The following is a 25,155-nucleotide window of genomic DNA, read 5'->3' as shown; positions in this document are numbered from 1 at the left end:
TCCCTTAAACATGGAAATTCGTTTAGAGATTTCACTCCCCCACCAGCCTCTTTGTGATCTCCGCCACGTGCCTGCCCTGGAACCTTGCGATCGCCAGCTCATTCTCGCTCGGGAGCCGTGTGTCCGGGCCGCTACCTGCAATGGTTGAGGCTCCGTAAGGACTGCCACCTGTGATCTCAGAAAGTATGGACTGCCTTTTTTCAGAATAGGGTACGCCTACTATTATCATGCCATGGTGCAGCAAGGTCGTATGAAAACTGAGGATCGTCGATTCCTGACCACCATGCTGGGTAGCGCTGGCTGTGAATACACTGCCTGCCTTACCAATCAATGCACCCTCGGACCATAAACTGCCAGTCTGATCTAGAAAAGCACGCATCTGCGCTATCATCATCCCAAACCTTGTGGGAGTACCGAATATGATCGCATCCGCTTCGGCCAAGGTATCCGACGTTGCTACCGGGATGCGTTCAAAAACCTTCTTGTACTCAATAGCTCCGAGTTTTTCCAGGATTTCCGGCGTGTAGGTTTCGGGAACCTGATACAGACCCACATCCGCTCCTGCCACTTCCCTGGCACCCTCCGCAACTGCTTCGGCCATTCTGTAGATATGCCCGTAAAGGCTGTAAAAAATAACGTTTATTTTCATCATGTTCTCCCTGATTCCTTAAATTTATGGCTGGAAACGCCACATCAAATCTCCCGGATAAAACTGGGGGTTTCACTAAATAAATATGTTTCCGGGAAGGAACTTAGCCCACAAGTATAAATAAGGGAATTGCCGTGTTAGATATAACTATCATTAATATAGAAAAAGATAACATTTAGCGATAAATGCCCAACATAATGTTAGAAATCAATGGAGGAGAATAACAATGGATAAAATGGAAAGATACACAAAAACGATGTACTCCATAGCTGTTATCCTGATAATGGCAGGAGTAGCCATGGTTGCATTCTTTAAGAACAATCAGGAGATAGCTATCAGCCTTATCAACATCGGTGGTGTGATCATCTTTGTTACATATATAAGGGCAAAGAGATTCAAGGACGGGCCAATGAAGGACGAAAGGACTGTCAGGATAGGCTCTTACGGACTCTCTTATTCATGGTTCGTCACTCTCATTCTACTCGCTGTGCTATTCTGGGTGAACTACTTCGAACTCGTGAAGCTGACAGTCGACCAGGTACTGGGACTGCTCCTCCTTGTAATGGCGGTCACTGCAAAAGGTTTCCAGTGGTACCTTTTTAGGAAAGGCGATGTAGAGTAGGCAGAGGCAAAGATGAAGACCAGGATAAAAGAACTGAGGGCGAGATACGATATGACACAGGAAGATCTGGCAACTCTTGTGGGAGTAAGAAGGGAAACCATTGGATTCCTTGAGAAAGGCAAATATAATCCCTCACTCAAACTTGCCTGCAAGGTTGCAAGATGCCTGCAAACGAGCATTGACGAACTATTTATGTTTGAGGAAGAAGACCTCAAATGAAAGAGTGTTAGATGAAGGATATGGAAACAAAAACAAAGGTCTGGCTGACATCGGAAGGGAAGCCGCTTATCGGTGCAGGGAAAGTAGCTTTGCTCAAAGCAATTGATGAGGAGCGATCTCTCAGAAAAGCCTGTGGGAAGCTGGATATCTCCTACAAGCATGCATGGAATGTGCTCAATACAATGAGCGAAAGACTGGGGAAGGATGTTGTGACAACCGTGCGGGGAGGTAAGGACCAGGGCACTTTCCTGACAGAGGAGGGACGCCATCTTATACGGGAGTACGAGCATAACAGGGAGTTCCTTGAAGATAGTATGAAAGATGAAGGCTCCTGGGAGAATATTGGGCTGAAGATATCCGCACGTAACAGGATACCGGGTAAAGTGACTAAGGTGGAGCGTGAAGGACTAGTCTCAAAGGTAACACTTGAGATCGAGCCCTCTGTCCTGACATCCATCATTACCAGCGAGGCTGTGGAAAGACTTGATATCCAGCCGGGTGACAAGGTCTTTGCAATAGTTAAATCTACCGAGGTCCTTATTGGGAAAAAGTAAATCGTTAATGCAGTTTACTGCCTGCACTGCTTTCTGGATATACCGTGTATAATAAACGGAATGAGTGCCAGTGCGAATGCAATCTTCACCGGTTCCGGCAATATCTCGCTTGCACTGCCGACCACAGCACTTGCCTCAATGCCCATTCTGAAATATATCAGGTCGAGCAGCAAGCCAAAGCCCAATGAGCAGATTGCTATTGTTCCAAGGTAGATTGCAGCACTTTTCTTGCCGAGAAATTTCGTTACCATTGTAATAGTCGCCGCGTTGGTTGCAGGTCCGGCAAGCAGGAAAACGAATGCTGTTCCAGGACTCATTCCTTTTGCTATAAGAGCTGCAGCCAGCGGTGTGGATGCCGTGGCGCAGATGTAGAGAGGGATACCAACTATTAGCATGAACATCATAGAAGCAATGCCACCGCCCAGATAAGAACTTACAAGCTCATAGGGCACTGCATATGATATGATGCCTGCAAGAATGATGCCAATTACCAGCCATTTTGAGATGTCGCCCAGAAGCTCGACAAAGGCATATCTCAGGCCGTCTTTAAAGCGGGCAGGTCCGGACAGGACACTATCTTTCACAGGAGAAGGCTGGCAGGAGCAGGATGCATCACTGCATGCAGCCAAAGGTACTAGAGGCTGCATCATCAGGATGTTCTTTTTATCAGCAGCTTTTTGTTCAGGGAGAGGAAGTTCTTCGTGATTGAGGAAGTTCTCTGCTATCCCTGCCGAGAGAGCTGTTACAAGAGTTGCCAGCGGTCGGAACACTGTCATTATAGGGTCAAGCAGGGCATAGGTTATAGTTATTGAATCCACACCTGTTTCAGGAGTGGATATAAGGAAGGACAAAGTGGCACCCTTTGTAGCACCCTTCTTCTGCAGGGATAGTGCAGTGGGAACTACACCGCACGAACAAAGAGGTATAGGAATACCCAGCAATGTTGCATGCAACGCCGACCTGATCTTTCCAGCGGAATTGCCAAGATACTTCAGGATCTGTCTTTCAGGAATGTACACATGCAGAAGACCTGCTATTACAAATCCAAGAAAGAGATAGGGAGCCATTTCAACAAAAAGGCGCCAGGATTCCATCACAATTCCTGCAAATGCGACAAGGATAGTTCCTCTCATGATCATTCACACTCAGAGACGTGCTTCCTGCACATTTCAACAAAGGTCTGCACATGTTCGTCAGCAACATGGTAGACTGCAAATCTGCCTTCTTTTTTCACACGCACCAGATCAAGCTGACGAAGTGTCCGCAGGCTGTGGGAGATGGCCGGCTGGGAGATACTGAGTGCCTGTTCAAGTTCCTTTACACAGAGGCCACTCCGGGATAGCAGGAACAGTATCTTCAGGCGGGTCTCGGACTGGAGGGCACTAAAGATATTGCACATCCTGCAAAGTTCCTCTTCGGAAGGAACGTTTTGTGATAACAGGGATATCGATCTTTCATCCGCACACACATGCTCGACATTTTCAGTCATGGATATATGAACATATGTGCATGTATTTATGTATACCGGAAAATAAACAGGCATGCAGACAAAATGACCCTTAAACCAGGAAGAACATTATAATACCAAAGATGAGTAAAGCTGCAAGATCCTTTTTCTGCATCACAGGTTCATTAAGGGAGCTACGGTTTACACCCTGATAGCAACGGCTTTCCATTGCTACAGCTACTTCTTCTGCAGATGTGAAAGCAGTGCGGACCATCGGGACAGATAGAGCATACACAGCTTTGAAAGGGTTTCGAGCCATATCCAGACCACGTGAGACCTGTGCATCCCGGAGATGACTGAAACTTCCATAAAGAAGGGGCACAAAATGTAAAGAAAGGAACATCATGGTTGCAAGGTCAAAAGATGAGATCCCCAGTTTTTTCAGAGGCAGAGGACGAAGCATTTTTTCTATTCCCGTTGTCATTACCGATGGAGCTGTGGTGGCCGTGAGAAGTGAAGCAAACATCAGCAGGAAAAGAAATCTCATGCTCATTAAAGCTCCAAGGGCAAGTCCTTCATAGGTGGCATCAAGGCCCATCAGGGAAAACAGAGGATTCCCTTCAGTAAGGAAAAGCTGCAGGATGAAAATAATACCTAGGAACATTAACATCGGCCTGACAGCGCCCAGGATGATCCTGACTGATGTGGATGAAATCAGAACCAGTAAAAAGAATACAAGGGCTACCACAGCCATTTCCCTGAAAGAGGAAGAGATGAAAATACTGATACTTGTAATCAGCATTGCGGCTATTTTTACCCGGGGGTCGAGCCTGTGAATGATAGAGTTGCCTGGAACATACCGGAAGAAAAGATTGTTCATTTCCCCACTGCCCCCTTTGTGTTCAAAACGCGGGAAATCTCACTAAAGGCATCATCTATGTGGAAGATGTCATCCCTTACATCAAAACCCTTCCTGCGCATTTCTTTCATAAGACATGTGATTTCAGGGAGATAAGGCGCATGTTTTACATAATCTACAGGGGTCCCGCCAAATACAAGATTCCCATGGTCTAGCAGGAAGATCCGGTCAGCAGCAGACAGCAGGTCGGGTATCCTGTGGGATACAACGATAACAGAAGTTCCCTTGGTAGTAAGATGCTTTAGTGCAGACAAAAGAGTAGTCCTATTTTCAGCATCAAGTCCGGAGAAAGGCTCATCCAGCACAAGATATTCAGGCATGGAAGCCAGAACACCTGCTATGGCAACCAACCTCATCTGGCCTCCGCTAAGGTGAAAAGGTGAATTGGAGCAAATTTCTTTGTCAAACCCGAGGAGTTCCAGTGCAGAATACACTTGTTCTTCCAGTTCATTACCCCTTAAACCAAAATTCCGCGGACCAAAGGCCACATCCTCAAAAACAGTCCTCCCAAACAGTTGTTGCTGCGGGAACTGAAAAAGCACACCGACCCTGGCTTTAACTTTTTTGGCATGGGCTGCCATGCCGTCAACTGTAACCTGCCCTGAAGAAGGTTTTAGCAGACCGTTGAAATGTCGGACAAGTGTCGATTTACCAGAGCCGATCTCACCTCCAATGAGAATGAACTCACCCTTGCCAATGGAGAGACTGATATCTTTAAGAGAGGTATTCTCAAGAGGAGTGCCCGGGTTGTATCTAAAGGTCAGATTCCTTATATCTATGGACACAAAGCCTCCAGAAGTTCGTCTTTTGTAAGAGCGATTCCGATACCAGGAAAACCAGCTCTTGTAAGCATTCGTGAAAGTGCCACAACCGGGGGCAGCTCGATGCCATACATTTCAAGATCATGCTGCAGGAACACATCACGCGGAGATGCATCGGCTACTACCTTACCGGAATCCATGATGACCAGACGATCAGCATTTATAGTTTCTTCGAGCCTGTGAGTTACATAAATTACAGTAGTGCCTTTTGCATGGATGCGTTTTACAGCATCAAGCACGTCTTTTCTTGAAAATGGGTCGAGCATGGAGGTGACCTCGTCAAAGACAATACACCCAGGCTCCATTGCAAGCACGCCTGCAATTGCAACTTTCTGTTTCTGCCCACCGCTAAGGGATCTTGGGGAATGGAACCGTAGTTCTGAGATACCCATCATTTCAAGAGATATTTCCACAAGCTCTCTTATCCTCAAAGGAGGAAGACCGAGATTCTCCGGGCCAAAAGCTACATCCTCTTCAACTGTCATCCCTATGAACTGTGAATCGGGTCCCTGGAAGACCATGCCAATCGCCTTGCGAATGTCAGGATGGTTCTTTTTCTGTAATGTACACAACCTGTTGACAGATACACAACCGCCGGACGGGAGGAGTAAAGCGTTCATGTGACGGACCAGAGAGGATTTACCGCTGCCGTTTCTGCCTGCAATTACAACGAATTCCCCTTTTCCAATGTGCAGGTCTACTGAATCCAGCGCGATAGTACCATCCGGGTAACTGTAAAGAAGATCCTGAATCTCAATCATGAGGGTCATTCAACCGGGTATTTTGCAACTATAAATGAAGAGAGGGCCAGTTTCAGCAGATCCCCCGGAAGATAGGGGATAACGCCCAGTACTATCGCGCTATCTACAGATATCTGTGCAACGTACATCAGGTAAGTTGCTCCAAAGAAATATATTATAAGCAACCCTGCAAACATGAACACAGCATTTTTAAGTACACTGGAAGTGCCCAGTTTTTCGGAAAATGCACCAATAATAAAGGCAGCAGCTGCAAAGCCTACAAGATAACCGCCGGTAGGTCCTAAAAGTACACCAATACCAGAGGAACCGCCAGAGAATACGGGCAGTCCTATAATACCAAGTAACAGATAGATCATTACACTCATAAGCCCCCACCGTGCACCAAGCATTGCCCCTGCAAGGAATATAAAAAGAACCTGCAGAGTTACCGGGACAGGACTTATGGGAACCGGTATCCTGATGAATGCCCCTACAGATATCAGCGCGGCAAAAAGGGAGGACAGTGCCATTTTCCTTATGTCGCTCTGATAATCACTTTCGCGATGGTAACTTTTGTTCACAGTTATACTCCTTTTTTAGACTTTTCTTTGTACTCTTTCCTTTTACCTCGGTCCATCTTTTTCCTGTATTATCCCAGGTACACACGATTTCACATCATTGGGTTTACAATAAAGATCATCATTGACCGCACAAAACTGCAAAGCTTCATCTGAGCACAAGCAATACAGAGATACATGTGCATTGTCAACCTTTTTTTTCAAATGGTTTACATGTTATAAAAAACTTATCTTAAAGATATGAGAAGAAACAGAGAGGTTTACAATAAGGCACAAAAGCCACTTGGATTTGCAACACTCTTAGAAAAGGACAATTAATAAAAAAACATGATGTGCCGGAGTACCGGCACTATATAGAATAATGTTTGAGACTTACATCCCCATGCCAGGCTGAGGCATTCCTGGCGGCATTGCTGACTTCCTGGAACTTGCAACCACATCATCGATCCTGAGGATCATTACGGTTGCTTCTGTAGCAGCATTGATAGCCTGGGTCTTGATCCTGAGAGGTTCAAGGACGTCCTTGTCAAACATGTTCACTACCTGACCGGTGTAAACATCAAGGCCTGCATTCTTGTTGCCCTGCTCGTGCTGGGAGCGCAGTTCGATAAGCATATCAATGGCATCCAGACCTGCATTTTCGGCAAGGGTTTGTGGAATTATCTCGAAGGCTTCTGCGAACTTGCTGACAGCAAGCTGTTCCCTGCCCTTGAGGGTTGCTGCATATTCCCTGAGCCTGAGTGCAAGCTCGATCTCCGGAGAGCCACCGCCTGCAACGATCTTCCGATCTTCCAGCGCTACACCCACAACACATAATGCATCATTGAGTGCGCGTTTGAGTGCATCGACGATGTGTGTTGTACCACCGTGGAGGATAAGGGAAACGGTCTTCTCTTCCCTGCATCCGGTGAGGATGGTCATCTTGGCACCGTTGACATCTTTCTCTTCTACCACTTCGGCAGCTCCAAGGTCACTTGATCTTATATCCGTGACATCCTGGAACAGAGTTGCTCCGGTTGCTTTTGCTAATTTCTGAAGGTCGCTCTTCTTGATCCTTCTGCATGCATAGATACCAGCCTTCTCAAGGTAGTACTGTGCAAGGTCGTCAATGGCCTTCTGGCAGAACACAACATTTGCACCACTTGCGATGATCTTGTCAACCATCTCCTTGACCATTCTCTCTTCCTGCTCTACGAAGAGCTGCATCTGGTCCGGAGAAGTAATCTTGATCTCTGCATCTTTCTCGATCTTATGGAACTCTATTGCAAAGCTCGCCAGCAGAATCTTCGCATTTTCGATCTTCTTTGGCATGTTCGGCCTGACACGCTCTTTGTCAATAATGAGACCGGGAACCATCTCTGTATCAAGGATACTTCCGCCTTCCTTCTTTTCGATGGTTATGTCACCTACATCAACCTTGACACCATCGTCGGTATCCTCAGCAACTGAGAGAACAGCATCGAGAACGATTTCTGAAAGGAATTCCTTATACTCGCCTGCGCCTTTCCCTGTAAGGGCGGTTCTGGCAAGTTTTTTAAGTGTTTCCCTGTCATCCCGGGAGACGTCTATTGTGATTGTTTCAAGGATCTCAGCGCATTTCTTTGCAGCATGCCTGTATCCTGAAGCTATTATTGTTGGGTGAATGCCCTTATCAAGGAGTTCTTCAGCTTTTGCAAGAAGTTCTCCTGTAAGTACAGCTGCTGTGGTAGTACCGTCGCCGACCTCATCATCCTGGGTCTTTGCGACCTCGACCACCATCTTTGCTGCCGGGTGCTCGATATCCATTTCCCTGAGAATTGTCGCACCATCGTTAGTGATGACAATATCACCTAATGAATCTACAAGCATTTTGTCCATACCCTTGGGACCAAGAGTGGTCCTTACTGCCTTTGCCACGGCTTTACCTGCAAGGATATTGATGCTTTGCGCATCTCTTCCGCGTGATTTCATGCTGTTGCTTCCTGAAACGAACCTGGGCTGTCCTGCCAAATTATAACCTCCTTGTAATCATGAATCATTCTACCAATGTAGAAAGTTAGTGTTAGTTGCCATCGAGTATCTAGGATACTCATGCTGCTCAATCTAAATGCAAGCAGTTCTATATAAAGATAACCGGTCAGTTATTTTAGACTAAAATAGGAAATAAAAGATAATATCGATCAGGACCTGCCGTATAATTTGTCCAGATGTGCATTAATCAGATAATACACATGCTGCCTGTAACGTGCCGGATCAGGGATGTTGAAAAAAGACATACCCGGATTAGGAGCATTGAAAAGAGAGTTACCACCCGCATTCCAGCCCACGTTAGTTATCACCAGCGAACTTTCCATTTCATCCACCATGGCCTTGACTTTACCAAAATCTTCGATAGTCCCTCCCCATTCACTTTCATTAAAGTTCGGGGACTTGCCACTCGTATTAAGCTCCAGTTGCTGCAGAGCAAAACTATATGTCCTGAACCACTGGACATCATCATCACTCAGATCAATGACACCATGCCTCGCATCCTGATGCAGGCTCTTCATCAACATAGGAACATCGTACGATCTGAAAGTATTATTCTTTGATTTTTCAAGAAAGATAGCTGGCTTACCCATAGTAATATACCCCGTTGCATGAACTTTATTCTGATTAAAAGATGGGAGGCAATGCAAATAAGCATTTTGTCCGAAAGTACCCCATGACAGTTCGGTACATCAGTAAAATTTAAAGAGGGGCAGCAGGAGCTATGGACCATGCAGGGGTCGGGATATTTATCCCCTTAAAATTTCCCGGGACCTGCCATTAACCGGAAGAAGCCAGGCCTAGCAGACCACGAGGCTCCTTATACACGCGTTCTTGATGAACTGGATCATATCATGCCGGAGAAGGAACTCCTGGTCAGAGAGATCATCTGTGTCGAGATACCGATGGAATATTTCCTTAAACTCATTGAATGTGGTTTCATCTTGGTTGTTCATGCAATACTCCTAAATGAACAATTTATAATATCTAATTAGAAAAATAAATATAAATACTTATCTATTAAAGCAGCTACGCATCATCAAATGTAGAAAAATACATCACTCAAATGATAAATTCAAATGTTCTTAATTAGCGATCAATCCTGCGAAAACCACAGACATTAACATAAGTAGATACAGAGTAAAAACTATCATTATTCTTACTTTTCCGGGACATACACATCTACTCATCAAGCCACCTCCTGCTGAAAGGAATATAAATTCAGGTCACTGGGAACACATCAAAAAAGAGGGCGAAGGAGAGAGGACAGGGTCATTGACCCTTTCCTTAGTCCAGATCACCTGTAGTGATGCTGTACTCAAAGTTATCCGTATTTACCGGAAGTATACTCAGTGTCCATTCGCCTGCGGCACCTGCGACCTCATAGACTTCAGTATACATCGTACCAGTGCTCTGATAACCAAAGGATGCAGAGGATGTCATCGGCTCCATAGGACTCGTACCGTAGGTGACATGGCCTTTTGTGGTTGTCCTGACGAGCTGCATATCTACCGGCTGGCCACCCTGCTTCATTGAAACTTCGAACGATGGTGACAGACTGGATGACCTGGTACCATAGATGCCATAATCATATACGTTTGTCGTAACCTCTATACTCATTGTGCCATCGGTGTAAGTGGTGAACTCCCTGACGAAAGTTTCAGAGGGCTGCTCCCATACTGTGAAGTACAGCTGCACCTGGCCTTCCCATTCACGCAGGGCAGGGTCGTCTATCCCAAGGTCAATGGTACCGCTGAAAGAGCCAGTAGCATCCGAAGGTACGTCCAGCCTTACTTTTACAGTTACCGTTTCGCCGGCCTTGATTACGGAAGGCGCATCCACCGTGATGGCACTCTCATCAATTACAGCCATTGAAGCACCTCCGTACCTGACAGAAGACACAGCCTCAGCATAATAGATATTGTTTATGAGCACTTCGGGGTCCATTGCGATGTCCTGCTTGCCCACGTTGGTTATCTTGACTTCATAGTCATAACTGCTGCCTGCCTCGACACGGTCGTTGATGTAGGTCGTCCCGATCTGGACGCTTGGAGGGGTCCAGACATCTATTGACATCTCCAGGGAGCCGCCGTACACAGGATACATGGTGTGGTTCTGTACATCAGACTCCCCAAAGGCCATGGTTGCATAATAGTACCCCAGGTCTGCATTTTCGGGAATGCTTATCCTGACAAGGAAATCCTGTTTTGCATCCGGCGCAAGTTCAGCGGATGTTGGTGTTACGACTACCCATTCATCCTTGAGATAGTTCGGGGTGTAGGGCTGGATAACCAGTGTCGGATCGATGGAAGCTGTTTTATCTCCCCTGTTGGTGACACTGACCTTTATCTCCCTGCTCTCGCCGGGCTGCAGCCTCACATTAGAGTAACTTGGTTTTACGACAATTTTGCTCATTTCCCCGTAAGGGTAGATTGCCATATCCGTGACGGTGGCAATGTCTCCTGCATAGGCAGGCTCGGAAGATACACCGGAACCTGCAGAGGAGACCATCTTTACTTCTGTGTTGAGCGATTGGATCAAAGGCATTCTGCCATCTGCCATTGCACCTGATACAAAGAGTGAACTGATGACCAGCAGCCCTATTGAAATATAGATCAAGGATTTTTTCATAGATCACACCTCTTGTTGTTCTCAGTACATCTAGGAAGTCTACTTATTAAAGAATTGTCTAAACTTCAGTGCAGTTCGCAGTTATCCACGTCAGAGGATATTGATTCCAGAAATAGTGGGAAGTCCGGTGCATAAAGCCTTCAGAACTATGCCAACTAGAATATCCAGAGTTATGATAAATCAAGCCTGCTTAACGCTGTTACTTAACTTATTTTAGTAACATTCTTATAGAAGAAAGTCTTGCGAATTAATGGGAAATATCCTGTTCCTAAAAAGTGGTGGTGAAATATGATAAAAAATAGTGTGAATAGTGTAACGTATCAAGTGAGATCAATCGGGATAGTGTTGATCGTCATAACCTTGCTGATAGCATCATCATCCCAAGCTTTGGCTAATTCCAGACCATGCGAAGTTGGAAAGATTGGCGACCGTGTGTGGGAAGACATAAACTTCAATGGGGTACAAGATGAGGGAGAGCCCGGCGTGGGAGGCGTGACGGTGAACCTTTATGATTGCTGTACAATGATCCTTGTTGCCACAACTACAACAGATGAAAACGGATCCTATTGCTTTGAAGATATACCTGCCAATTACCAGAGTTACTATATAGAGTTCGTGCACCCGACCGGTTGGAAATTCACGAGTGCAGATACTGGGAACTATGATGTTGACAGTGACGCAGACACCGTGACCGGCCTGACAGTATGCACAAACCTTGCGAACGGTGAAGAAGATTATACATGGGACGCCGGCCTGGTGCGCGTGACAAACGAGATACCGGAGTTCCCGACAATCGCCTTGCCCATGGCTGCGATAATAGGACTGGCATTTATTTTCAGGCGCAGGAATGAGTGATTTCAGCACTCATTTTTTAGGCGGATTGAGGGATTGGCTGGAAAATAAAATTCAATTCAACAGAAAGCCAGGAACATTACTTCCCTGGTCTTGTCGATCAATTCCCGGACTTCGTCTTCCTGTGGCTCTTCATCCGGACGAGTACATTTATCCCTTAAAGTTGCGAGATGGTCCATTGATCCAAGGCTTTCTGAATCAATATCCTGCAGCTTATTGGATCCAAGGAGCTTTTGAGCCATCGTGACCATGGTATCTTCAGGTTCCAATCCAATATCGTTAACCTCGCACAATGCCCTTAAGTATCGTTCAAGACCAAAACCTGCAATAATACCTGCCTGGCGGATAGACCCTTGCTGATATAGACTTTCAGCTTCTTCAAGTCCGGAATTCACCAGATCTGCTGTTATCATTCTCTTGTAGTTGTTCTTACTTAAGGTGATAATAGGCTCTATTGTGTGCAGCATGCGGACCTGGCCATCAAAACCGGAGAGGAATCCGTCTTTTAAATGCTTCTTCTCATTAGAGTTCGTGTCAGGGTCTTTGAGATCGATCAGGCTCAATATCCTCTCGTACATCCCCGTGAAACTTTCATACTTCGCTCCCCTGCCCCTGCCCATATATTCAAGAGCAAGCTTGCGGCAGGCTTCATACCAGACCTCATACTTTCTCAAAAGGGTACACTGCAGCAGCTCGTTCTTGGAATTGATGATACATACTTTATATTCGACATTCGGCAATCCCGAGGAACCATCACCAGCATGCCTCATCCTTTTCTGGGTCGTACCTTCCAGCAGGTCCATGTACATTTCTTCGATTTCTTCAGCCTCTTGAATATATGTGTGAATGTCTGGATCGTTCATATTACCAGAATGTGAAATTCTCTATTTAAATGAGGTGAATCAGGAATGTCTTTCTTAAGCAGGACATTCTGACTCTGCAAATTTACATTACATATTTGTTACAGCGATTTAAAAATGATAGCTGCCTGCATGTTAACCAACACAAGAAAACATAGAGCCGAAAAAAGAATATGGTATTTGGTAAATATAAAAAGTAAAGCACCTTTGGATTCAGGGGAGGAAACATTATGAGAAAGATCATTGTCCTATCTTTTATAACACTGGACGGAATTATGCAGGCTCCCGGCGGGCCTGAGGAAGATACATCGGGAGATTTCAAATATGGCGGGTGGACAGTTCCCTACTTTGACGACTTTCTTGGCAAGGTAATGACCGAACAGATGAGCAAACCATTTGACCTTTTGCTTGGCAGGAAAACGTATGAGATATTTGCCGCATACTGGCCGACCCATAATGAAGATGGAGAAGCACTCAACAAAGCAAAAAAGTATGTAGTCTCTCATTCTCAAATGCAGCCTGAGTGGAGTAATTCAGTCCAGTTGAAAGACGATGTCGTCGGGAAAATAAAAGAACTCAAGTCACAGGAAGGTCCGCAGCTGCAAGTCCACGGCAGCGGCAAGCTCATTCAGACACTATTGGAACATGATCTTGTTGATGAGCTCTGGCTCAAGATATTCCCTGTCACCCTCGGAACAGGCAAGCGCCTGTTTGCCGAAGGCACCATTCCTGCTGCGTTTACTTTGCACGATCTGAAAAGCTCACCGAAGGGAGTGATAATAGCTTCCTATAAGCGTGCAGGGAGAGTTGAAACCGGTTCATTCTGATGATACTCGTTTCATAAAAATAGACATTCTACAAACCTGTTCCTTGTTTCAAGGTCCTGTGAGCTCAGGAATTTCCTTATGTGCGGGTGCACATTTATCCGGAATGGCATTTTGCTCACTTAGATTTCATCAACTGAGACAAACTGATCCTTTTCTTCCAGGCGCCTGCACATGCGGTCCATAAATTCATCCTTATCGACAGCATCCATGAGGCGTTCCAATATCTCGCTATAGGTCTCTCCTTTTCGACCATAGCTTTTAAGCCGGTCTCGTACAAGCTGTGTAGCTGGTATTGTTGTTTGGTCAATGGTAGGAGCCACGATGTTTCCTCCTGAGATTGTGGTGATATGTAGCTTATAATTACTTGTAAGTGACCGTCGAGATTATCAATATCAATAAAACCTTATAGATTCCAGTGTCATCCGACAATATAGGACTAATAACAATCAGTGCCTTCAACTAGATTTTAGTCTTCTTGCAACAAGTTTTTCTCTAATTTGCCTCAATTTTTCTATTTCGTGTTCTTCTAATCCAATATTTTCTTTGAGAATAATGTTATCAGTGTAATTTAAAATATTACATATATTTTGCTCACTCTTGAGCATCTCCCCGAGGGCTAAAAAGTGCTCATTTGTTATATTTTCGCAATATGGAAGAGATATTTTTTTGAATTCATTGGGAGTTAATTCCAAGACGCCACCACCATAATAGCGGCCTTCCAACTCTGCAAGGACTAAACACAGTGAGTTGTAAAAAGAGAACACTAAGCTTTTGATATCATATTCTTCTTTTATATTTATTCGATAGAAGGAATCAGTGACATTAATCTTTGCACTGTTTAGAATTACTCTTGGGAACTTGTGAGCACGTTTTCCAAAAAAACCATCACACTTCCAAAGATATGGAACACTATACCAGTTTGTGCGCTGCTTGCATTTGTATCTTTTATCAAGGTCTAAAGACTCTCCATAATCAATATATTTTCTTGCACTTTGATCTATTTCTTCGATATCGACATTAGGAAAGGTGATGAGATTTGTTTTCTTATTCGATTGTTTTAAATCACTTATGACTTCATTTGTAATATCAATTATTCCGCTAATGTCTGACGATTTTGAGAGGATGCTATCTGAAAAACTATGAAGTTGGTACTCATCTACTTTGTCATCATTTACTATAAAATATGAATTCGCTGCTGTAACAATACCTACACCAATTTTTTCACAATAGTATTCTATAGGCATTAATCTTCTTCTAATATCATCTATGAAATTCAGTTCCTCGTCTTCAAGAAGATAATTAGTCCATTTGTCAAGAGTCTTCCTATGTACATTACTATTTTTTTCAATAAACTGAGGTATTTGTAAATCCTCAAGCTTATTTACTTGATAAAATGAAATTCCGTCTTTCCCATTTGAAGCAGCTTCTTTTGAAGCTATTAGTACAATAACATCTTGTTCTATCTTTTCGAAAATAAGTTCATTGAATGCAAAAATTTCAATTCTATTAAAACTATCCAATAGATACTTTCTTATTTCTTTAGCATATTTAACTTGAAGTAATTCTGCAGGTAAAACCAAACATATAACACTATTTTCATCCAATTTCTTAATTGAAGTTAATAGAAAAGATGTCCATATATTTTTAATGCAGTCAGACGATAATTCTGCATTTTGGTGGATTTTATGGCATAATTCTCTTTGCCGTTTGGAAAGTAAAACTTTTTTTATATAAGGTGGATTACCTATAATGAGATTATATCTCTCAGATAAATCTTCTTGGAATTCGAGAAAATCAGTATTGAACGAATTTACCTTTAATAAAGGATTATAACTCTGTGTGATTTTTAATGCTTTTTCAAGTTCCAAATTACTTTTTTCGACTAAAGTTAACTCGGATATTGAATCAAAAGGAACATGGTTAAGCAATGCTTCAATAAATATCCCATCCCCACAACTAGGCTCTAGTATTTTTACTTTCTTAGGGAGTACATAATGTTCAAAAATATGCTTTACTATAAAATTTGCTAGTAATGGAGATGTATAGTAACTTCCGTTCTGTTTTTGATTTTCCATTTGGTACCTCATACCAAATATCACTCATTATTTATAACACGTAAGTACATCATTTCTTCATAATATTTTTCTAATAGAGTGCAGTATTCTAAAATGTGATCTTTTAATAAACCTTTTTCTTTAAGCTTTTTGAGTCTTTCTATTCGAATCTCAAAACGGGATAAATTCCATATTAAGGCATGTCTTCGTAATCCCAAATTTAAGTGAAGATGCATGTAATCACCAAGCTGAGAACAGGGGATAATATCCCCTCTTTCATTTCTTTTGAAATGCCCTGGGAAATCGTCGTGACAAGGATCGATGTATCCTCGTATTCCATCATTATGCTGATTAATATTGCCAGTTGGCCAATCTTTTCTTTTTCTATTGTTGCAAAAAAAGCATGAATACACTAAATTCGAATATTCCGCGCGATCAATTTCTTCGAAGGACTTTGGTACAAAATGGTCAATTTGATAGAACCTTTTCCCTCCCGAAAAGGCATCATTATCACCACAGTATCCGCAACTGTTTTTGAAGTCCTCGCACAAATCATTCTTATGTAATCTATAGTCTTTAACTTCTTTAGTTTGATTTCTTCTTTTTGGAGAGATAAGCCTGAAATCACTCATTTTGATCAATCTCTTTTAATATTGCATCTGCTTTTTCAACTAATTTAGTCAACTCTTCCAGATACTCACTACGTTTTGATAGTACTGCTTTTGCTTGCGTTTTATCATGACTTTCTTCCAGAAATAAGTCCAACCTAAGCAGTTGTTCTTCTTCTTCCAAGCTTAATTTTTCCTTTTTAACAAGAGCACTATATTCTAAATGAGCTGATTCCAATTTTGTGTTGTAGTTTTCAATTTTATTAGTGATGCGCTGAGCCATCAACTCCTTATTTTCATAAACAGAATCCTTTTCATGAATTAAATCATCTATGGAAGGATCTGATGTGTTAATAGCATCTAGCTCATGACCTGTAAACATAAACATTGGAAAGTTGAGATATCTATTGTTTATCATTTCAAGAATCTGGTTTCCAAATATATTCACTGAATCATTTTCTTTTAAGTTAAAATCGACTATGATTATATCAATGTTTTTCTCATTCATCCATGATAAGATGTCATTTAGTTCTGTTTTTAGGTCTGGTTTAAACACGATTATTTCAAAGTACTTATCGAAAGCACGCTGAAATTCATGAATGTCATCCTCGTCTTCATCAATATAGCCAACCTTATAAAACTTTTTTTCAGTAATTATATTACTCTCCTCTTCCCCTTATTGGCAAAATAATTTCTAAGCCAAACCCAACTTCAGGTTTTAAAATATTTATCTTTCCGGCGTAATCGTCAATTATATTTTTTACTATCCACATCCCAAGTCCAGTGCCTATGATATTGCCATGTTTGTCTCTTTTTGTGGTTACAAAAGCATTGAATATAACTTCAGGATTTTCATAATCTGCTGAGAGCCCACAACCTGTATCAGAATAGAATATTATCAAATTGTCGTTCTTTTTTTCCCAAGTTATTGTTATAATCCTTTCCTTGGAAGCACCATCACGCTTGAATGCATCAATCGAATTTGCTATTAAATTTGAGAATATACTATCCAAATCTATGGGTAATACCTTTATTTCGCAAGACTCTTCCCCTGAAGGAGTAACAAGTAGAATAGAACGTTGAGATAGTAACACATTCCACGTGGCATGCAATTCTTTAAAATACTCTTTTATATCAATATTTGTACGTTTTCTCTTGTCCTTTTTCAAAGTTAAAAGAGAAATTTTAAGCCATTGAGATAATTTAGCATCTTGGTTTTCCATTTCGTCAATTAGAACGTAAGGGTTTTTAAAAGCCGGTAAGTGCTCGACTTTTGTTTTAGGCAATGTATCTTCTAATAAATCCCTTAATGAGGCAGTCCTACTTGATAATTTTCTATGTAATGTTTTGAATTCATGTGCAAAAGATGCTATGAGCAAGCCAGAACTACTAAGGCTCCTTGAAATTCTAATCTCTTCATTTTTTTCATCTAATTCATTTTTCTGGGCTGCAAATCCGTTTGCAAGTATGATAACATCTTCGTCCTTATCTTCACTGGCCTCGGTTTTACCGTTAGATTCTTGAGAAGTATTGTCGGCTTTATCTTCATCTTTTTTTCTTGTTTCTTCCTCAGCTATTTTTTTTGCTAACTCCTCTGCTTGTTTTTTCTTAGCTGCAACGGTGCTTTTATGAACCTTGTTAAAGTAATACATTATATGATTTCTGTCATTTTCAAAAACAGAGATAATTCCGAGAAGAAGTTCTTTTAGCACTTTAAACTCATCATTTTCTTGAATTCCTTCTCTACCAGATTTATCTTGAAAGTTTACATTAGTTATTCTTGAAATATGAAGTGAGCCAGAGATTTGAGTAGGACGTACTCTATAACCACCCAATGTTTGCCCTGCACTACCTGGGCTTTTTGCAGCTCTGTTTCCTAAATCGAGCCAATCATAACCTGGTTCTCCATATGGCCGAATACGAAAACCATCCCTAAATATTTTGATTCCACCAAACTTTTGCAACCACTCTTTGCGAAAAGACGAATGGATAGATTTATAGGGATAAACTCCTTTTTCATCTGTTGGAACTTGATTTTTTAAGTAATAGAATGTAAAACTGAAGTCACCTATTTTATCAAGTGTTTTTTTTTCATCTACATCTTTGAATCCTGGCAGAAGACTTGAAAGTGTCCTCTCAATGATAAAAGATTTATTTTTAAATGTTTCAAAATTGTATGGGAACTCTTTCATTTTTTCATGTTCAATTACGTTCATATATTTTGTTTCAATCGATGAGATGTCTAACTCATTTCTCTCTATTGTAATTTTAACAGTTTTGTTAGCACCATCCAAATATTTTGCACTTACTTTGTAATCGTATTCATCACAAAAATCGGGCGAGACGTCCCCATACTCTTTTTCTTCAAGAGAACTCAATAGAGTTATTTTAAAATCAGATATTTCTTTTGGAGGAACAAGTATTTCTAAGTTCTCAAATATTTTACTGACCAAATATTGATCCCAGTCATCATTCAGTAAGCAAATTTTAAGTATAGTTCCACTATCTAATTTGAGATCTTGTATCAAATCAGACAGTAAAGAATAGTCATTAGTTATCGATTTGATCGTCTGTTTCAAATCCATATTTGGAATTTCAGTCAAATCTGCTAAAATCTGGTCTATAGATAGATTCGGTTTTTCAAATTCAGACCAGTCTACTTTCCACAAATATCCATTCGTCTTACCAGCTGGTAATGTATACATTTCACACACTTTACCTAGTCTATCAAGTGCGAATCTTCCAATCCCTTTAGCACCTGTTTTAACGCGGCTCTTTGGTGAAATATAATCCTTATCTTTAATGTCAGTACCTATTGTCATCCAATGATTTTGGATAATCGAATCATTCATTCCCGTTCCATTATCAATGATGTAAATGCAGCACAGATTTGAAAAGAAAGTGTTGAGCCCAATAGTTGATGCATTGGCATTTAAATTTAAAGTATAGTTCCCTTCTATATCAGCAATGTAATGAGTCTCAATAATATCAGACATAGTAGAGAGTTTAGAATATTCACCACTTGACAAAGTGTGTGGTATTGAATGATATTTGTTATCAAAATAAATAATACAGTTTTCTGCATCAGCATCATATGTGTTTTTAACTAACTCTACGACAGCTCCGTTAGCATTAGCTACATTTTCTCTGCCTATTAGTCTTGCTGTCCTCGCTGAGACTTTGAAAGGAACCTTACTCATTGAACAAACAATGTATTCTTAATATATAAATGTGACAATGTACCAAAGTCAATACAACCGTAACCCAGTCATGTCCACAGAACGTAGCCTAGTTGTGCTTTAGTGTATTCTGCGCAATCAACTGCCGAAGAGAAACCATAAAACACAGAATAGCATAAATATCAAGTAGTAGACTAGTTCTTAGCTATAGAATCCTTGCCTCTTAAGTACATTTCAATATGACTAAATAAGAAACTAAATCTTTAAACTGTAAAAAAGAAATATACGTCCCGACCGAGGATCGAACTCGGGTCTAAGGCTCCGCAGGCCTCAAGGATATCCGCTACCCTACCGGGACACTTGGTTCGTGTTCTAATGTCCTGCTTAGATATAAAGATTATTGCCTGAAGGGATATTGAACTTGCGAGTGGGAGGGGAAAGCATTGATAACAGTTAAATCCTGCAACAGTGATTAGTAATCATGTCAATGATCATAGGACTTGCAGGGAAACCTAATTCCGGGAAATCCACATTCTTTAAGGCCGCTACAATGGCGGATGTGGAGATCGCGAATTACCCTTTCACCACTATTAATGCCAACCGCGGAGTCACTTATGTGCGTGCCGAATGCCCTTGTGTCACACGCAGCAAGCGTTGCGGGCACTGTGTAGACGGCATCCGCTATGTACCCATAGAGCTCATCGATGTTGCAGGACTCGTACCCGATGCACATCTGGGAAAGGGGCTTGGTAACACCTTCCTTGATGAACTGAGGCAGGCGCATGCCATCATCCATGTTGTTGATGCATCCGGAGGCACTGACATCGAAGGCAATCCCGTAGACATAGGAAGCCACAATCCCATGGATGACATCGACTTCCTCAACCGCGAGATAACCATGTGGATGGTCGGCATCCTCAAACGCAACTGGGACAGGCTGTCACGCAAGATCCAGGCCGAAGGGCTCAAGATAGAGAAAGTGCTCGCTGAACAGCTTGCAGGCGCAGGAGTTGACGAGTACCAGGTCATATGCTCAATTTCTGCTTGCAAGATCGACCACAACCACATCAAATGGGGAGACGAGGATCTCATAATGCTCTGTGATGCTATGCGTGTCATCAGCAAACCCATGATGATAGCAGCAAACAAAGCAGATATTGCCCCTGCCAAGTTTATCAATGACCTCAAGTCACTGGACCGGATAGTAGTCCCCACAAGTGCTGCCGCCGAAGTAGTGCTCAAATCCGCATCAAAGGGCGGTGCTATCAAGTACAACTCCGGGGACGACGACTTCAGCATAATCAAGGAAGACCTTACCCCTGCTCAGAGAAAAGGCCTTGAGAGCGTGCATGCACTCATCAAAAAGACAGGCGGCACCGGGATACAGGAGTGCGTCAACAAAGCCGTGTTCGAACTGCTTAGCCTCATAGTGGTATATCCGGTGGAGGACGAAGGTAAATGGTCCGACAAGAGCGACAGGATGCTTCCGGATGCATTCCTCATGAAAAAAGGCTCAACAGCCCACGACCTTGCATATAAGATCCACTCGGACATAGGCGACAGGTTCCTCTACGCAGTCGATGCGAAGACCAAGATGCGCCTTGGGGAAAAGCACGAACTTAACAACGGCGACGTCGTGAAGATAGTTTCCACTGCAAAATGAACACACAGGATGAGATAATATCTTTCAGGAAACTAAATGAGTATCATCACCTCCCTCTATGAAAAGTACCTCCTGGGACAGATAAACAGAACCTCTGCAAAGGTTCCTGAACATGTGTCCCTGGTGCTTTCCGAAACTGATCTCCTTCATCCGGGAGGTTTCGGAAAGTTCAGGGACTACATAACCTGGTGCAGACAGCTTAACATAAGGATCACAAGCATCTATGTAGATGTACTGGACACGGAAGAACAGCTCAGAACAGAGATGATCGGACAGCTCACACGAAAATTCTCCGAGATGCTGTCAAAAATACCCGAGGAGATTGGTTTTGAGGTTTACACCGCTGACGGGGAACTCAGTGCCAGAAGAGATGGCACAGAACTCCTGGTGTACATCTCTGTGGGATTCGGGGGGAGGAAAGAGGTTACAAAAGCTGTGCTTTCCATTTTAGCGGATGTTAAGGAGGGCAGGATACAACCCTCCCACATCACGGAAGCAACTATTGAATCCCGGCTGAAGGTAAAACACGAACCGGACATATTCATCCGTTCAGGTGGCAAGCACCTGTCAGACTTCCTTATCTGGCAGGCAGTGTATTCAGAGTTATATTTTACAGATGTGAACTGGCGCAACATGAGAAAGTTAGACATACTGAGGATAATAAGGGATTTTCAGAAAAGGCAAAGAAGGTTTGGCAGATAGGCGCCAATGGACAGCCTGAAAAGAACTCAGGACTATATGTTCTTGGTCATAATGATAGCATCGTCATCCACATAGTAGCCTGCAACGGTGCCGCTTATTTTAAAGCCGTTGTTTGCATAAAAAGCCTGAGAGCTGGTCTTCTTTTGTCGTACTTCAAGAATCATCTCGCGATATCCATAAAGCTTAACAAGGTCGATACACCATTCAAGGAGTTCCGTACCAATACCCTGCCTGCGGCACTGAGGATGTACAGCAATGTTCTGGAGGTGCGCTTTCCCTTCGGAATCCCCGACCATGGCATAACCAAGGATATTGCCTTCCTTCTCGTATGCTACAAAACCCGGATTGTTAAGATGGGCCTTGAAAAGGAAGTCAGGCCATGGCACATCGAAAGACAGTTCCTCGACCTTCACTATCAGAGGAACATCGGCTAGGGTTGCCCTGCGTATTATACTCTTATCCCGGCGAATCATTTATACAACTGGTATATATAGGTAATACTTCCTGGATACATTATGACTAAGGAGCAAACATGCCAGCCTTTGGAGTGATAGTCTGTCCCAGATGCAGGAAGCATGCCCAGATACTTGAACTTGCCGGCGCAAAGAGGACAAGATGCCAGAAATGCGGAGCACCGCTTGAAGTCAGGAAACTGCGAATCCTGTTCTTATCCGACACGCTTGAAGAAGCAGTATCCGCAAGGACGCTCCTTCAGGCCAGAGTTCATAAGTTGGAGGGAGAGATGGAAAATGTGCTTGCAAGAGAAGGAAAGAGAGCCAATGATACAAAAGAAGAAAACCCAGTTTCCCCCATGCTCTGGCAGGACAGAAGGCAGCCCCAAAAAAAGAACCCTGCACAAGTGATTCTCCAGCTGTTAAGGTCAAATGAAGAGGGAATGGAGATCGAATCTCTGACATTCCTGGCAAAGGAACAAGGGATAGATGAGCAGAAACTGGAAGCCATTCTTGAAAAACTCAAAAGCACTGGAGAGATCTACGAGCCCTTCACAGGAAAGCTCTGCCTTGCATAGGAATAAAATAATATGCCCGTGTTCTGGGATATTAAAAATTGGATTAAATTACGATACAAAAGATATATTTGAAATGAGACCTTATATGTAATGTCTCAACGATTGCAAAACCCTGCATATCCATAGTTTAACTTTATTCTATAGGTAAGAACATGTCCGATACAACGTCTGATATCATTGAACTGCTGCTTACTGCACAAATTTATAATAAGTACCCGGAACTGGATGTAAATGACCTCCCAAAGAGCATCCGTAAATACTACTGGAGCAGGGAACAGAGAACGGTCCCAAAACCTATCAGAGTCAAAACACTGGATCTTGAAAAGATATTTGAGATCAGCAAGGTCAATGGCATGCTGAACTCACTGCCATTCGTCAGTATAGACGACATGGAATTCTCTGTGAAGATCACGGCCCTTGATGTGGGAGCGGACTGGTTCCAGAAAAGGGAAGGTTCAATGGATAAGATCGCCCAGAATCCCACCCTTGCTTTTTACTACGAAAAGAAACATGTCCAGGGCGCAGATTATGGTACCGCCAAGTCTAAGGCCAGACCCAAGGAAGTTGACAGGGAGTGGATAGAATCCCTCATAATGGACATACAGAAGGAAGAGGGTGGCGAGGACATGGTCAAACTTGCCGAAATAAGCGCTCCAGAAGACATCAGGCAGACACTTAAGGAATTCATCCTTACACCTGCCCAGGAAGAAGATGTCAAAAAGATCGTCAAAGCCATCCAATACAGGGAATATCTGAAACGCATCGGTCTCTATGATGTGGGCAAGATTCTCATGGTCGGGCCACCGGGGACCGGAAAAACCTCACTTGCAAAGGCAATGTCAGAGCACCTTGCCATTCCGTTTGTGGAAGTAAGGCTGTCCATGATAACCGACCAGTACCTCGGTGAGACTGCCAAGAACATCGACAGAGTGTTCTCACTTGCAAAGAAATTGAGCCCTTGCATACTTTTCATTGACGAGTTCGATTTTATCGCAAAGACCCGTTCTTCAGATGAGCACGCTGCCCTTAAGAGAGCTGTCAATACATTGCTCAAGGCCATAGATGGCATCAGCCTTACAAATGACGGTGTGCTCCTGCTGGCTGCAACTAACCATCCCAAGATGCTTGATTCGGCTGCATGGAGGCGCTTTGATGACATTATGCAATTTCCGCTTCCAGACACGGACATGCGCAAGAAGATACTTGACATTGTTATGAAAGAGATCCAGGGAGAATTTGACACACACGAGGTCGCATCACTCACACATGGCTACAGCGGCTCCGATCTTCGCATGGTCATCCGGGAATGTGTTCTCAGTGCGCTGATGACCGAACGCATGGAGCTTACACAGAAAGACCTGCTCAGTGCTGTTGCAAAGTTTGACGAGCGAGCTGTGCTGAAAACCAACGAATACGATGCTACGATGTAAATGTGATGTCCATGAGAATAACGCTTCTCGGTACAGGCGATGCTACAGGGACACCCGTTATCGGATGTAACTGCCCGACATGTCAGGATGGACATCGGGGAGGGAGAAGTCAGAGGACCAGATCTGCAATACTTGTGGAGTCTGACAAGGGCGCGGTCCTGATAGACACCGGGCCCGACCTTCGCACCCAGATGCTGAAAAACAATATAGGACGTATCGATGGCGTAATATGGACACACGGCCACTATGACCACTTTGCAGGTTTTGCCGAATTCCATAGGGTACAGTACAATGTGGATGTCTATGGATTAGGGGAAACCCTGGATTACATTTTCGAGTACCTGAAATTCATGCATCCCAAGAGACACAATATACCTTTATATAAACCTTTTAATCTGATAGGGCTGGAATTCACACTCTTTGAAGTGGTGCACCCGCCTTCAAAAAAGCCGGTGGGGGTCATCATCAGGCATGCAGGAAAGAAGGTAGTGATTACGGGAGATTGCCAGAGAAACATACCACAGGAAAGCATGCAGCACATCATGAACCCAGATCTCCTTATAGCAGATGCGATAGTACCTCCCACGGTCGGGGTCAAAAAACACATGAACACCGACGAAGCAATGGACCTTGCCAGGGAGACGGGAGCAAAGGACGTAGTGTTCACGCATCTGAGCCATTTCTTTAAACCACACGCTGAGGCCGTAGAGGTCTATCCTCTGGCCTATGACGGAATGGTCTTTGAACTATAGAAAAAACAAAT

The 25,155-nt window shown here is 43.1% G+C and carries 28 protein-coding genes and 1 tRNA gene; 10 read left to right on the top strand and 19 right to left on the bottom strand.

What is annotated here, in order from left to right; all coding sequences use genetic code 11:
• Positions 1 to 31 precede the first annotated feature (31 nt).
• Positions 32 to 649, bottom strand: a complete 618-nt coding sequence (wrbA, locus tag QZZ22_RS04240) for an NAD(P)H:quinone oxidoreductase (RefSeq protein ID WP_292462991.1) — start codon at positions 647 to 649, stop codon at positions 32 to 34.
• A 226-nt stretch (positions 650 to 875) separates the two neighbouring features.
• On the opposite strand from wrbA, the gene QZZ22_RS04235 reads away from it, so the two are divergent.
• Genes QZZ22_RS04235 through QZZ22_RS04225 form a run of 3 tightly spaced genes read left to right on the top strand, consistent with a single transcriptional unit; the run spans position 876 to position 2,044 of the window.
• The gene (locus tag QZZ22_RS04235) at positions 876 to 1,271 is read left to right on the top strand and encodes a hypothetical protein (protein ID WP_292462990.1); all 396 of its coding nucleotides are present in this window, start codon (positions 876 to 878) and stop codon (positions 1,269 to 1,271) included.
• A gap of 12 nt (positions 1,272 to 1,283) precedes the next feature.
• A complete protein-coding gene (locus tag QZZ22_RS04230; protein ID WP_292462989.1) occupies positions 1,284 to 1,490 on the top strand; it encodes a helix-turn-helix transcriptional regulator in 207 nt (68 codons plus the stop codon).
• Between the two features lie 11 nt (positions 1,491 to 1,501).
• Positions 1,502 to 2,044, top strand: coding sequence for a molybdenum-dependent transcriptional regulator (locus QZZ22_RS04225; protein WP_292462988.1), 543 nt, complete (start codon positions 1,502 to 1,504; stop codon positions 2,042 to 2,044).
• A gap of 14 nt (positions 2,045 to 2,058) precedes the next feature.
• Here the strand turns inward: QZZ22_RS04225 and QZZ22_RS04220 are convergent, their stop codons facing one another.
• The 10 genes from QZZ22_RS04220 to QZZ22_RS04175 all read right to left on the bottom strand — a co-directional run bounded on the left by QZZ22_RS04220 (position 2,059) and on the right by QZZ22_RS04175 (position 11,187).
• The gene (locus QZZ22_RS04220; RefSeq protein WP_292462987.1) at positions 2,059 to 3,183 is read right to left on the bottom strand and encodes an SO_0444 family Cu/Zn efflux transporter; all 1,125 of its coding nucleotides are present in this window, start codon (positions 3,181 to 3,183) and stop codon (positions 2,059 to 2,061) included.
• Positions 3,180 to 3,533 carry a metalloregulator ArsR/SmtB family transcription factor gene (locus QZZ22_RS04215; protein WP_292462986.1) on the bottom strand — a complete coding sequence of 118 codons (354 nt, stop codon included), beginning with the start codon at positions 3,531 to 3,533 and terminating at the stop codon, positions 3,180 to 3,182. Before QZZ22_RS04215 ends, QZZ22_RS04220 begins: the two co-directional genes overlap by 4 nt.
• A gap of 70 nt (positions 3,534 to 3,603) precedes the next feature.
• Positions 3,604 to 4,371, bottom strand: a complete 768-nt coding sequence (locus QZZ22_RS04210; protein WP_292462984.1) for a CbiQ family ECF transporter T component — start codon at positions 4,369 to 4,371, stop codon at positions 3,604 to 3,606.
• Positions 4,368 to 5,195 (bottom strand): ATP-binding cassette domain-containing protein, encoded by an 828-nt coding sequence (locus QZZ22_RS04205; RefSeq protein ID WP_292462983.1) that lies wholly within the window; start codon positions 5,193 to 5,195, stop codon positions 4,368 to 4,370. Before QZZ22_RS04205 ends, QZZ22_RS04210 begins: the two co-directional genes overlap by 4 nt.
• Positions 5,186 to 5,992, bottom strand: a complete 807-nt coding sequence (locus tag QZZ22_RS04200; RefSeq protein WP_292462981.1) for an ATP-binding cassette domain-containing protein — start codon at positions 5,990 to 5,992, stop codon at positions 5,186 to 5,188. Before QZZ22_RS04200 ends, QZZ22_RS04205 begins: the two co-directional genes overlap by 10 nt.
• Positions 5,993 to 5,997: 5 nt before the next feature.
• Positions 5,998 to 6,552 carry a biotin transporter BioY gene (locus tag QZZ22_RS04195; protein WP_292462980.1) on the bottom strand — a complete coding sequence of 185 codons (555 nt, stop codon included), beginning with the start codon at positions 6,550 to 6,552 and terminating at the stop codon, positions 5,998 to 6,000.
• Positions 6,553 to 6,921: 369 nt separating this feature from the next.
• Complete coding sequence (thsA, locus tag QZZ22_RS04190; RefSeq protein ID WP_292462979.1) at positions 6,922 to 8,538, bottom strand: thermosome subunit alpha; 1,617 nt, start codon at positions 8,536 to 8,538, stop codon at positions 6,922 to 6,924.
• Positions 8,539 to 8,708: 170 nt separating this feature from the next.
• Positions 8,709 to 9,149 (bottom strand): hypothetical protein, encoded by a 441-nt coding sequence (locus QZZ22_RS04185; RefSeq protein ID WP_292462978.1) that lies wholly within the window; start codon positions 9,147 to 9,149, stop codon positions 8,709 to 8,711.
• A 207-nt stretch (positions 9,150 to 9,356) separates the two neighbouring features.
• Positions 9,357 to 9,512 carry a hypothetical protein gene (locus QZZ22_RS04180; RefSeq protein ID WP_292462977.1) on the bottom strand — a complete coding sequence of 52 codons (156 nt, stop codon included), beginning with the start codon at positions 9,510 to 9,512 and terminating at the stop codon, positions 9,357 to 9,359.
• Positions 9,513 to 9,843: 331 nt separating this feature from the next.
• Positions 9,844 to 11,187: a hypothetical protein gene (locus QZZ22_RS04175; protein ID WP_292462976.1), complete on the bottom strand. Its 1,344-nt coding sequence runs from the start codon at positions 11,185 to 11,187 to the stop codon at positions 9,844 to 9,846.
• A gap of 288 nt (positions 11,188 to 11,475) precedes the next feature.
• Between QZZ22_RS04175 and QZZ22_RS04170 the strand changes: the two genes are divergently transcribed.
• Entirely contained in the window at positions 11,476 to 12,042 is a 567-nt protein-coding gene (locus QZZ22_RS04170; protein ID WP_292462975.1) for an SdrD B-like domain-containing protein, read from the top strand.
• 56 nt (positions 12,043 to 12,098) lie between these two features.
• On the opposite strand, the gene QZZ22_RS04165 is transcribed toward QZZ22_RS04170, so the two are convergent.
• Entirely contained in the window at positions 12,099 to 12,902 is an 804-nt protein-coding gene (locus tag QZZ22_RS04165) for a hypothetical protein (RefSeq protein ID WP_292462974.1), read from the bottom strand.
• Between the two features lie 227 nt (positions 12,903 to 13,129).
• On the opposite strand from QZZ22_RS04165, the gene QZZ22_RS04160 reads away from it, so the two are divergent.
• Entirely contained in the window at positions 13,130 to 13,726 is a 597-nt protein-coding gene (locus QZZ22_RS04160; protein ID WP_292462972.1) for a dihydrofolate reductase family protein, read from the top strand.
• Between the two features lie 119 nt (positions 13,727 to 13,845).
• On the opposite strand, the gene QZZ22_RS04155 is transcribed toward QZZ22_RS04160, so the two are convergent.
• The 6 genes from QZZ22_RS04155 to QZZ22_RS04130 form a co-directional block, all read right to left on the bottom strand.
• Complete coding sequence (locus QZZ22_RS04155) at positions 13,846 to 14,046, bottom strand: hypothetical protein (RefSeq protein ID WP_292462970.1); 201 nt, start codon at positions 14,044 to 14,046, stop codon at positions 13,846 to 13,848.
• A gap of 135 nt (positions 14,047 to 14,181) precedes the next feature.
• Complete coding sequence (locus QZZ22_RS04150; protein ID WP_292462969.1) at positions 14,182 to 15,801, bottom strand: N-6 DNA methylase; 1,620 nt, start codon at positions 15,799 to 15,801, stop codon at positions 14,182 to 14,184.
• 20 nt (positions 15,802 to 15,821) lie between these two features.
• A complete protein-coding gene (locus QZZ22_RS04145; RefSeq protein WP_292462968.1) occupies positions 15,822 to 16,412 on the bottom strand; it encodes an HNH endonuclease in 591 nt (196 codons plus the stop codon).
• Positions 16,405 to 16,896: a hypothetical protein gene (locus QZZ22_RS04140; protein ID WP_292462967.1), complete on the bottom strand. Its 492-nt coding sequence runs from the start codon at positions 16,894 to 16,896 to the stop codon at positions 16,405 to 16,407. Before QZZ22_RS04140 ends, QZZ22_RS04145 begins: the two co-directional genes overlap by 8 nt.
• A 151-nt stretch (positions 16,897 to 17,047) precedes the next feature.
• Positions 17,048 to 19,588 carry a sensor histidine kinase gene (locus QZZ22_RS04135; RefSeq protein WP_292462966.1) on the bottom strand — a complete coding sequence of 847 codons (2,541 nt, stop codon included), beginning with the start codon at positions 19,586 to 19,588 and terminating at the stop codon, positions 17,048 to 17,050.
• A gap of 265 nt (positions 19,589 to 19,853) precedes the next feature.
• Positions 19,854 to 19,925, bottom strand: a tRNA-Arg gene (locus tag QZZ22_RS04130).
• Between the two features lie 123 nt (positions 19,926 to 20,048).
• Here QZZ22_RS04130 and QZZ22_RS04125 point away from each other — a divergent pair.
• Positions 20,049 to 21,230 (top strand): redox-regulated ATPase YchF, encoded by a 1,182-nt coding sequence (locus QZZ22_RS04125; protein WP_292462965.1) that lies wholly within the window; start codon positions 20,049 to 20,051, stop codon positions 21,228 to 21,230.
• Positions 21,231 to 21,266: 36 nt separating this feature from the next.
• Positions 21,267 to 21,932: an undecaprenyl diphosphate synthase family protein gene (locus tag QZZ22_RS04120; protein WP_292462964.1), complete on the top strand. Its 666-nt coding sequence runs from the start codon at positions 21,267 to 21,269 to the stop codon at positions 21,930 to 21,932.
• 32 nt (positions 21,933 to 21,964) lie between these two features.
• Here QZZ22_RS04120 and rimI read toward each other — a convergent pair whose 3' ends face one another.
• Positions 21,965 to 22,405 carry a ribosomal protein S18-alanine N-acetyltransferase gene (gene rimI, locus QZZ22_RS04115; RefSeq protein ID WP_292462963.1) on the bottom strand — a complete coding sequence of 147 codons (441 nt, stop codon included), beginning with the start codon at positions 22,403 to 22,405 and terminating at the stop codon, positions 21,965 to 21,967.
• A gap of 59 nt (positions 22,406 to 22,464) precedes the next feature.
• On the opposite strand from rimI, the gene QZZ22_RS04110 reads away from it, so the two are divergent.
• The 3 genes from QZZ22_RS04110 to QZZ22_RS04100 all read left to right on the top strand — a co-directional run bounded on the left by QZZ22_RS04110 (position 22,465) and on the right by QZZ22_RS04100 (position 25,144).
• Positions 22,465 to 22,962 carry a hypothetical protein gene (locus QZZ22_RS04110; protein WP_292462962.1) on the top strand — a complete coding sequence of 166 codons (498 nt, stop codon included), beginning with the start codon at positions 22,465 to 22,467 and terminating at the stop codon, positions 22,960 to 22,962.
• Between the two features lie 152 nt (positions 22,963 to 23,114).
• Positions 23,115 to 24,392 (top strand): ATP-binding protein, encoded by a 1,278-nt coding sequence (locus QZZ22_RS04105; RefSeq protein ID WP_292462961.1) that lies wholly within the window; start codon positions 23,115 to 23,117, stop codon positions 24,390 to 24,392.
• A gap of 11 nt (positions 24,393 to 24,403) precedes the next feature.
• The gene (locus QZZ22_RS04100) at positions 24,404 to 25,144 is read left to right on the top strand and encodes an MBL fold metallo-hydrolase (RefSeq protein WP_292462959.1); all 741 of its coding nucleotides are present in this window, start codon (positions 24,404 to 24,406) and stop codon (positions 25,142 to 25,144) included.
• Positions 25,145 to 25,155: the final 11 nt, after the last annotated feature.

The organism is Methanolobus sp. (assembly GCF_016278365.1).
In the GTDB taxonomy this organism is placed as follows: domain Archaea; phylum Halobacteriota; class Methanosarcinia; order Methanosarcinales; family Methanosarcinaceae; genus Methanolobus.
The sequence above is the reverse complement of the archived record's forward strand: the minus strand, read 5'-3'. Positions and strand labels throughout refer to the sequence as shown.

Coding starts and splice junctions, on each gene's coding strand:
- wrbA (WP_292462991.1), bottom strand. CDS start 649: ATGAAAATAAACGTTATTTTTTACAGCCTTTACGGGCATATCTACAGA.
- QZZ22_RS04235 (WP_292462990.1), top strand. CDS start 876: ATGGATAAAATGGAAAGATACACAAAAACGATGTACTCCATAGCTGTT.
- QZZ22_RS04230 (WP_292462989.1), top strand. CDS start 1,284: ATGAAGACCAGGATAAAAGAACTGAGGGCGAGATACGATATGACACAG.
- QZZ22_RS04225 (WP_292462988.1), top strand. CDS start 1,502: ATGAAGGATATGGAAACAAAAACAAAGGTCTGGCTGACATCGGAAGGG.
- QZZ22_RS04220 (WP_292462987.1), bottom strand. CDS start 3,183: ATGATCATGAGAGGAACTATCCTTGTCGCATTTGCAGGAATTGTGATG.
- QZZ22_RS04215 (WP_292462986.1), bottom strand. CDS start 3,533: ATGACTGAAAATGTCGAGCATGTGTGTGCGGATGAAAGATCGATATCC.
- QZZ22_RS04210 (WP_292462984.1), bottom strand. CDS start 4,371: ATGAACAATCTTTTCTTCCGGTATGTTCCAGGCAACTCTATCATTCAC.
- QZZ22_RS04200 (WP_292462981.1), bottom strand. CDS start 5,992: ATGATTGAGATTCAGGATCTTCTTTACAGTTACCCGGATGGTACTATC.
- QZZ22_RS04185 (WP_292462978.1), bottom strand. CDS start 9,149: ATGGGTAAGCCAGCTATCTTTCTTGAAAAATCAAAGAATAATACTTTC.
- QZZ22_RS04180 (WP_292462977.1), bottom strand. CDS start 9,512: ATGAACAACCAAGATGAAACCACATTCAATGAGTTTAAGGAAATATTC.
- QZZ22_RS04175 (WP_292462976.1), bottom strand. CDS start 11,187: ATGAAAAAATCCTTGATCTATATTTCAATAGGGCTGCTGGTCATCAGT.
- QZZ22_RS04170 (WP_292462975.1), top strand. CDS start 11,476: ATGATAAAAAATAGTGTGAATAGTGTAACGTATCAAGTGAGATCAATC.
- QZZ22_RS04165 (WP_292462974.1), bottom strand. CDS start 12,902: ATGAACGATCCAGACATTCACACATATATTCAAGAGGCTGAAGAAATC.
- QZZ22_RS04160 (WP_292462972.1), top strand. CDS start 13,130: ATGAGAAAGATCATTGTCCTATCTTTTATAACACTGGACGGAATTATG.
- QZZ22_RS04150 (WP_292462969.1), bottom strand. CDS start 15,801: ATGGAAAATCAAAAACAGAACGGAAGTTACTATACATCTCCATTACTA.
- QZZ22_RS04145 (WP_292462968.1), bottom strand. CDS start 16,412: ATGAGTGATTTCAGGCTTATCTCTCCAAAAAGAAGAAATCAAACTAAA.
- QZZ22_RS04140 (WP_292462967.1), bottom strand. CDS start 16,896: ATGAATGAGAAAAACATTGATATAATCATAGTCGATTTTAACTTAAAA.
- QZZ22_RS04135 (WP_292462966.1), bottom strand. CDS start 19,588: ATGAGTAAGGTTCCTTTCAAAGTCTCAGCGAGGACAGCAAGACTAATA.
- QZZ22_RS04125 (WP_292462965.1), top strand. CDS start 20,049: ATGTCAATGATCATAGGACTTGCAGGGAAACCTAATTCCGGGAAATCC.
- QZZ22_RS04120 (WP_292462964.1), top strand. CDS start 21,267: ATGAGTATCATCACCTCCCTCTATGAAAAGTACCTCCTGGGACAGATA.
- rimI (WP_292462963.1), bottom strand. CDS start 22,405: ATGATTCGCCGGGATAAGAGTATAATACGCAGGGCAACCCTAGCCGAT.
- QZZ22_RS04110 (WP_292462962.1), top strand. CDS start 22,465: ATGCCAGCCTTTGGAGTGATAGTCTGTCCCAGATGCAGGAAGCATGCC.
- QZZ22_RS04105 (WP_292462961.1), top strand. CDS start 23,115: ATGTCCGATACAACGTCTGATATCATTGAACTGCTGCTTACTGCACAA.
- QZZ22_RS04100 (WP_292462959.1), top strand. CDS start 24,404: ATGAGAATAACGCTTCTCGGTACAGGCGATGCTACAGGGACACCCGTT.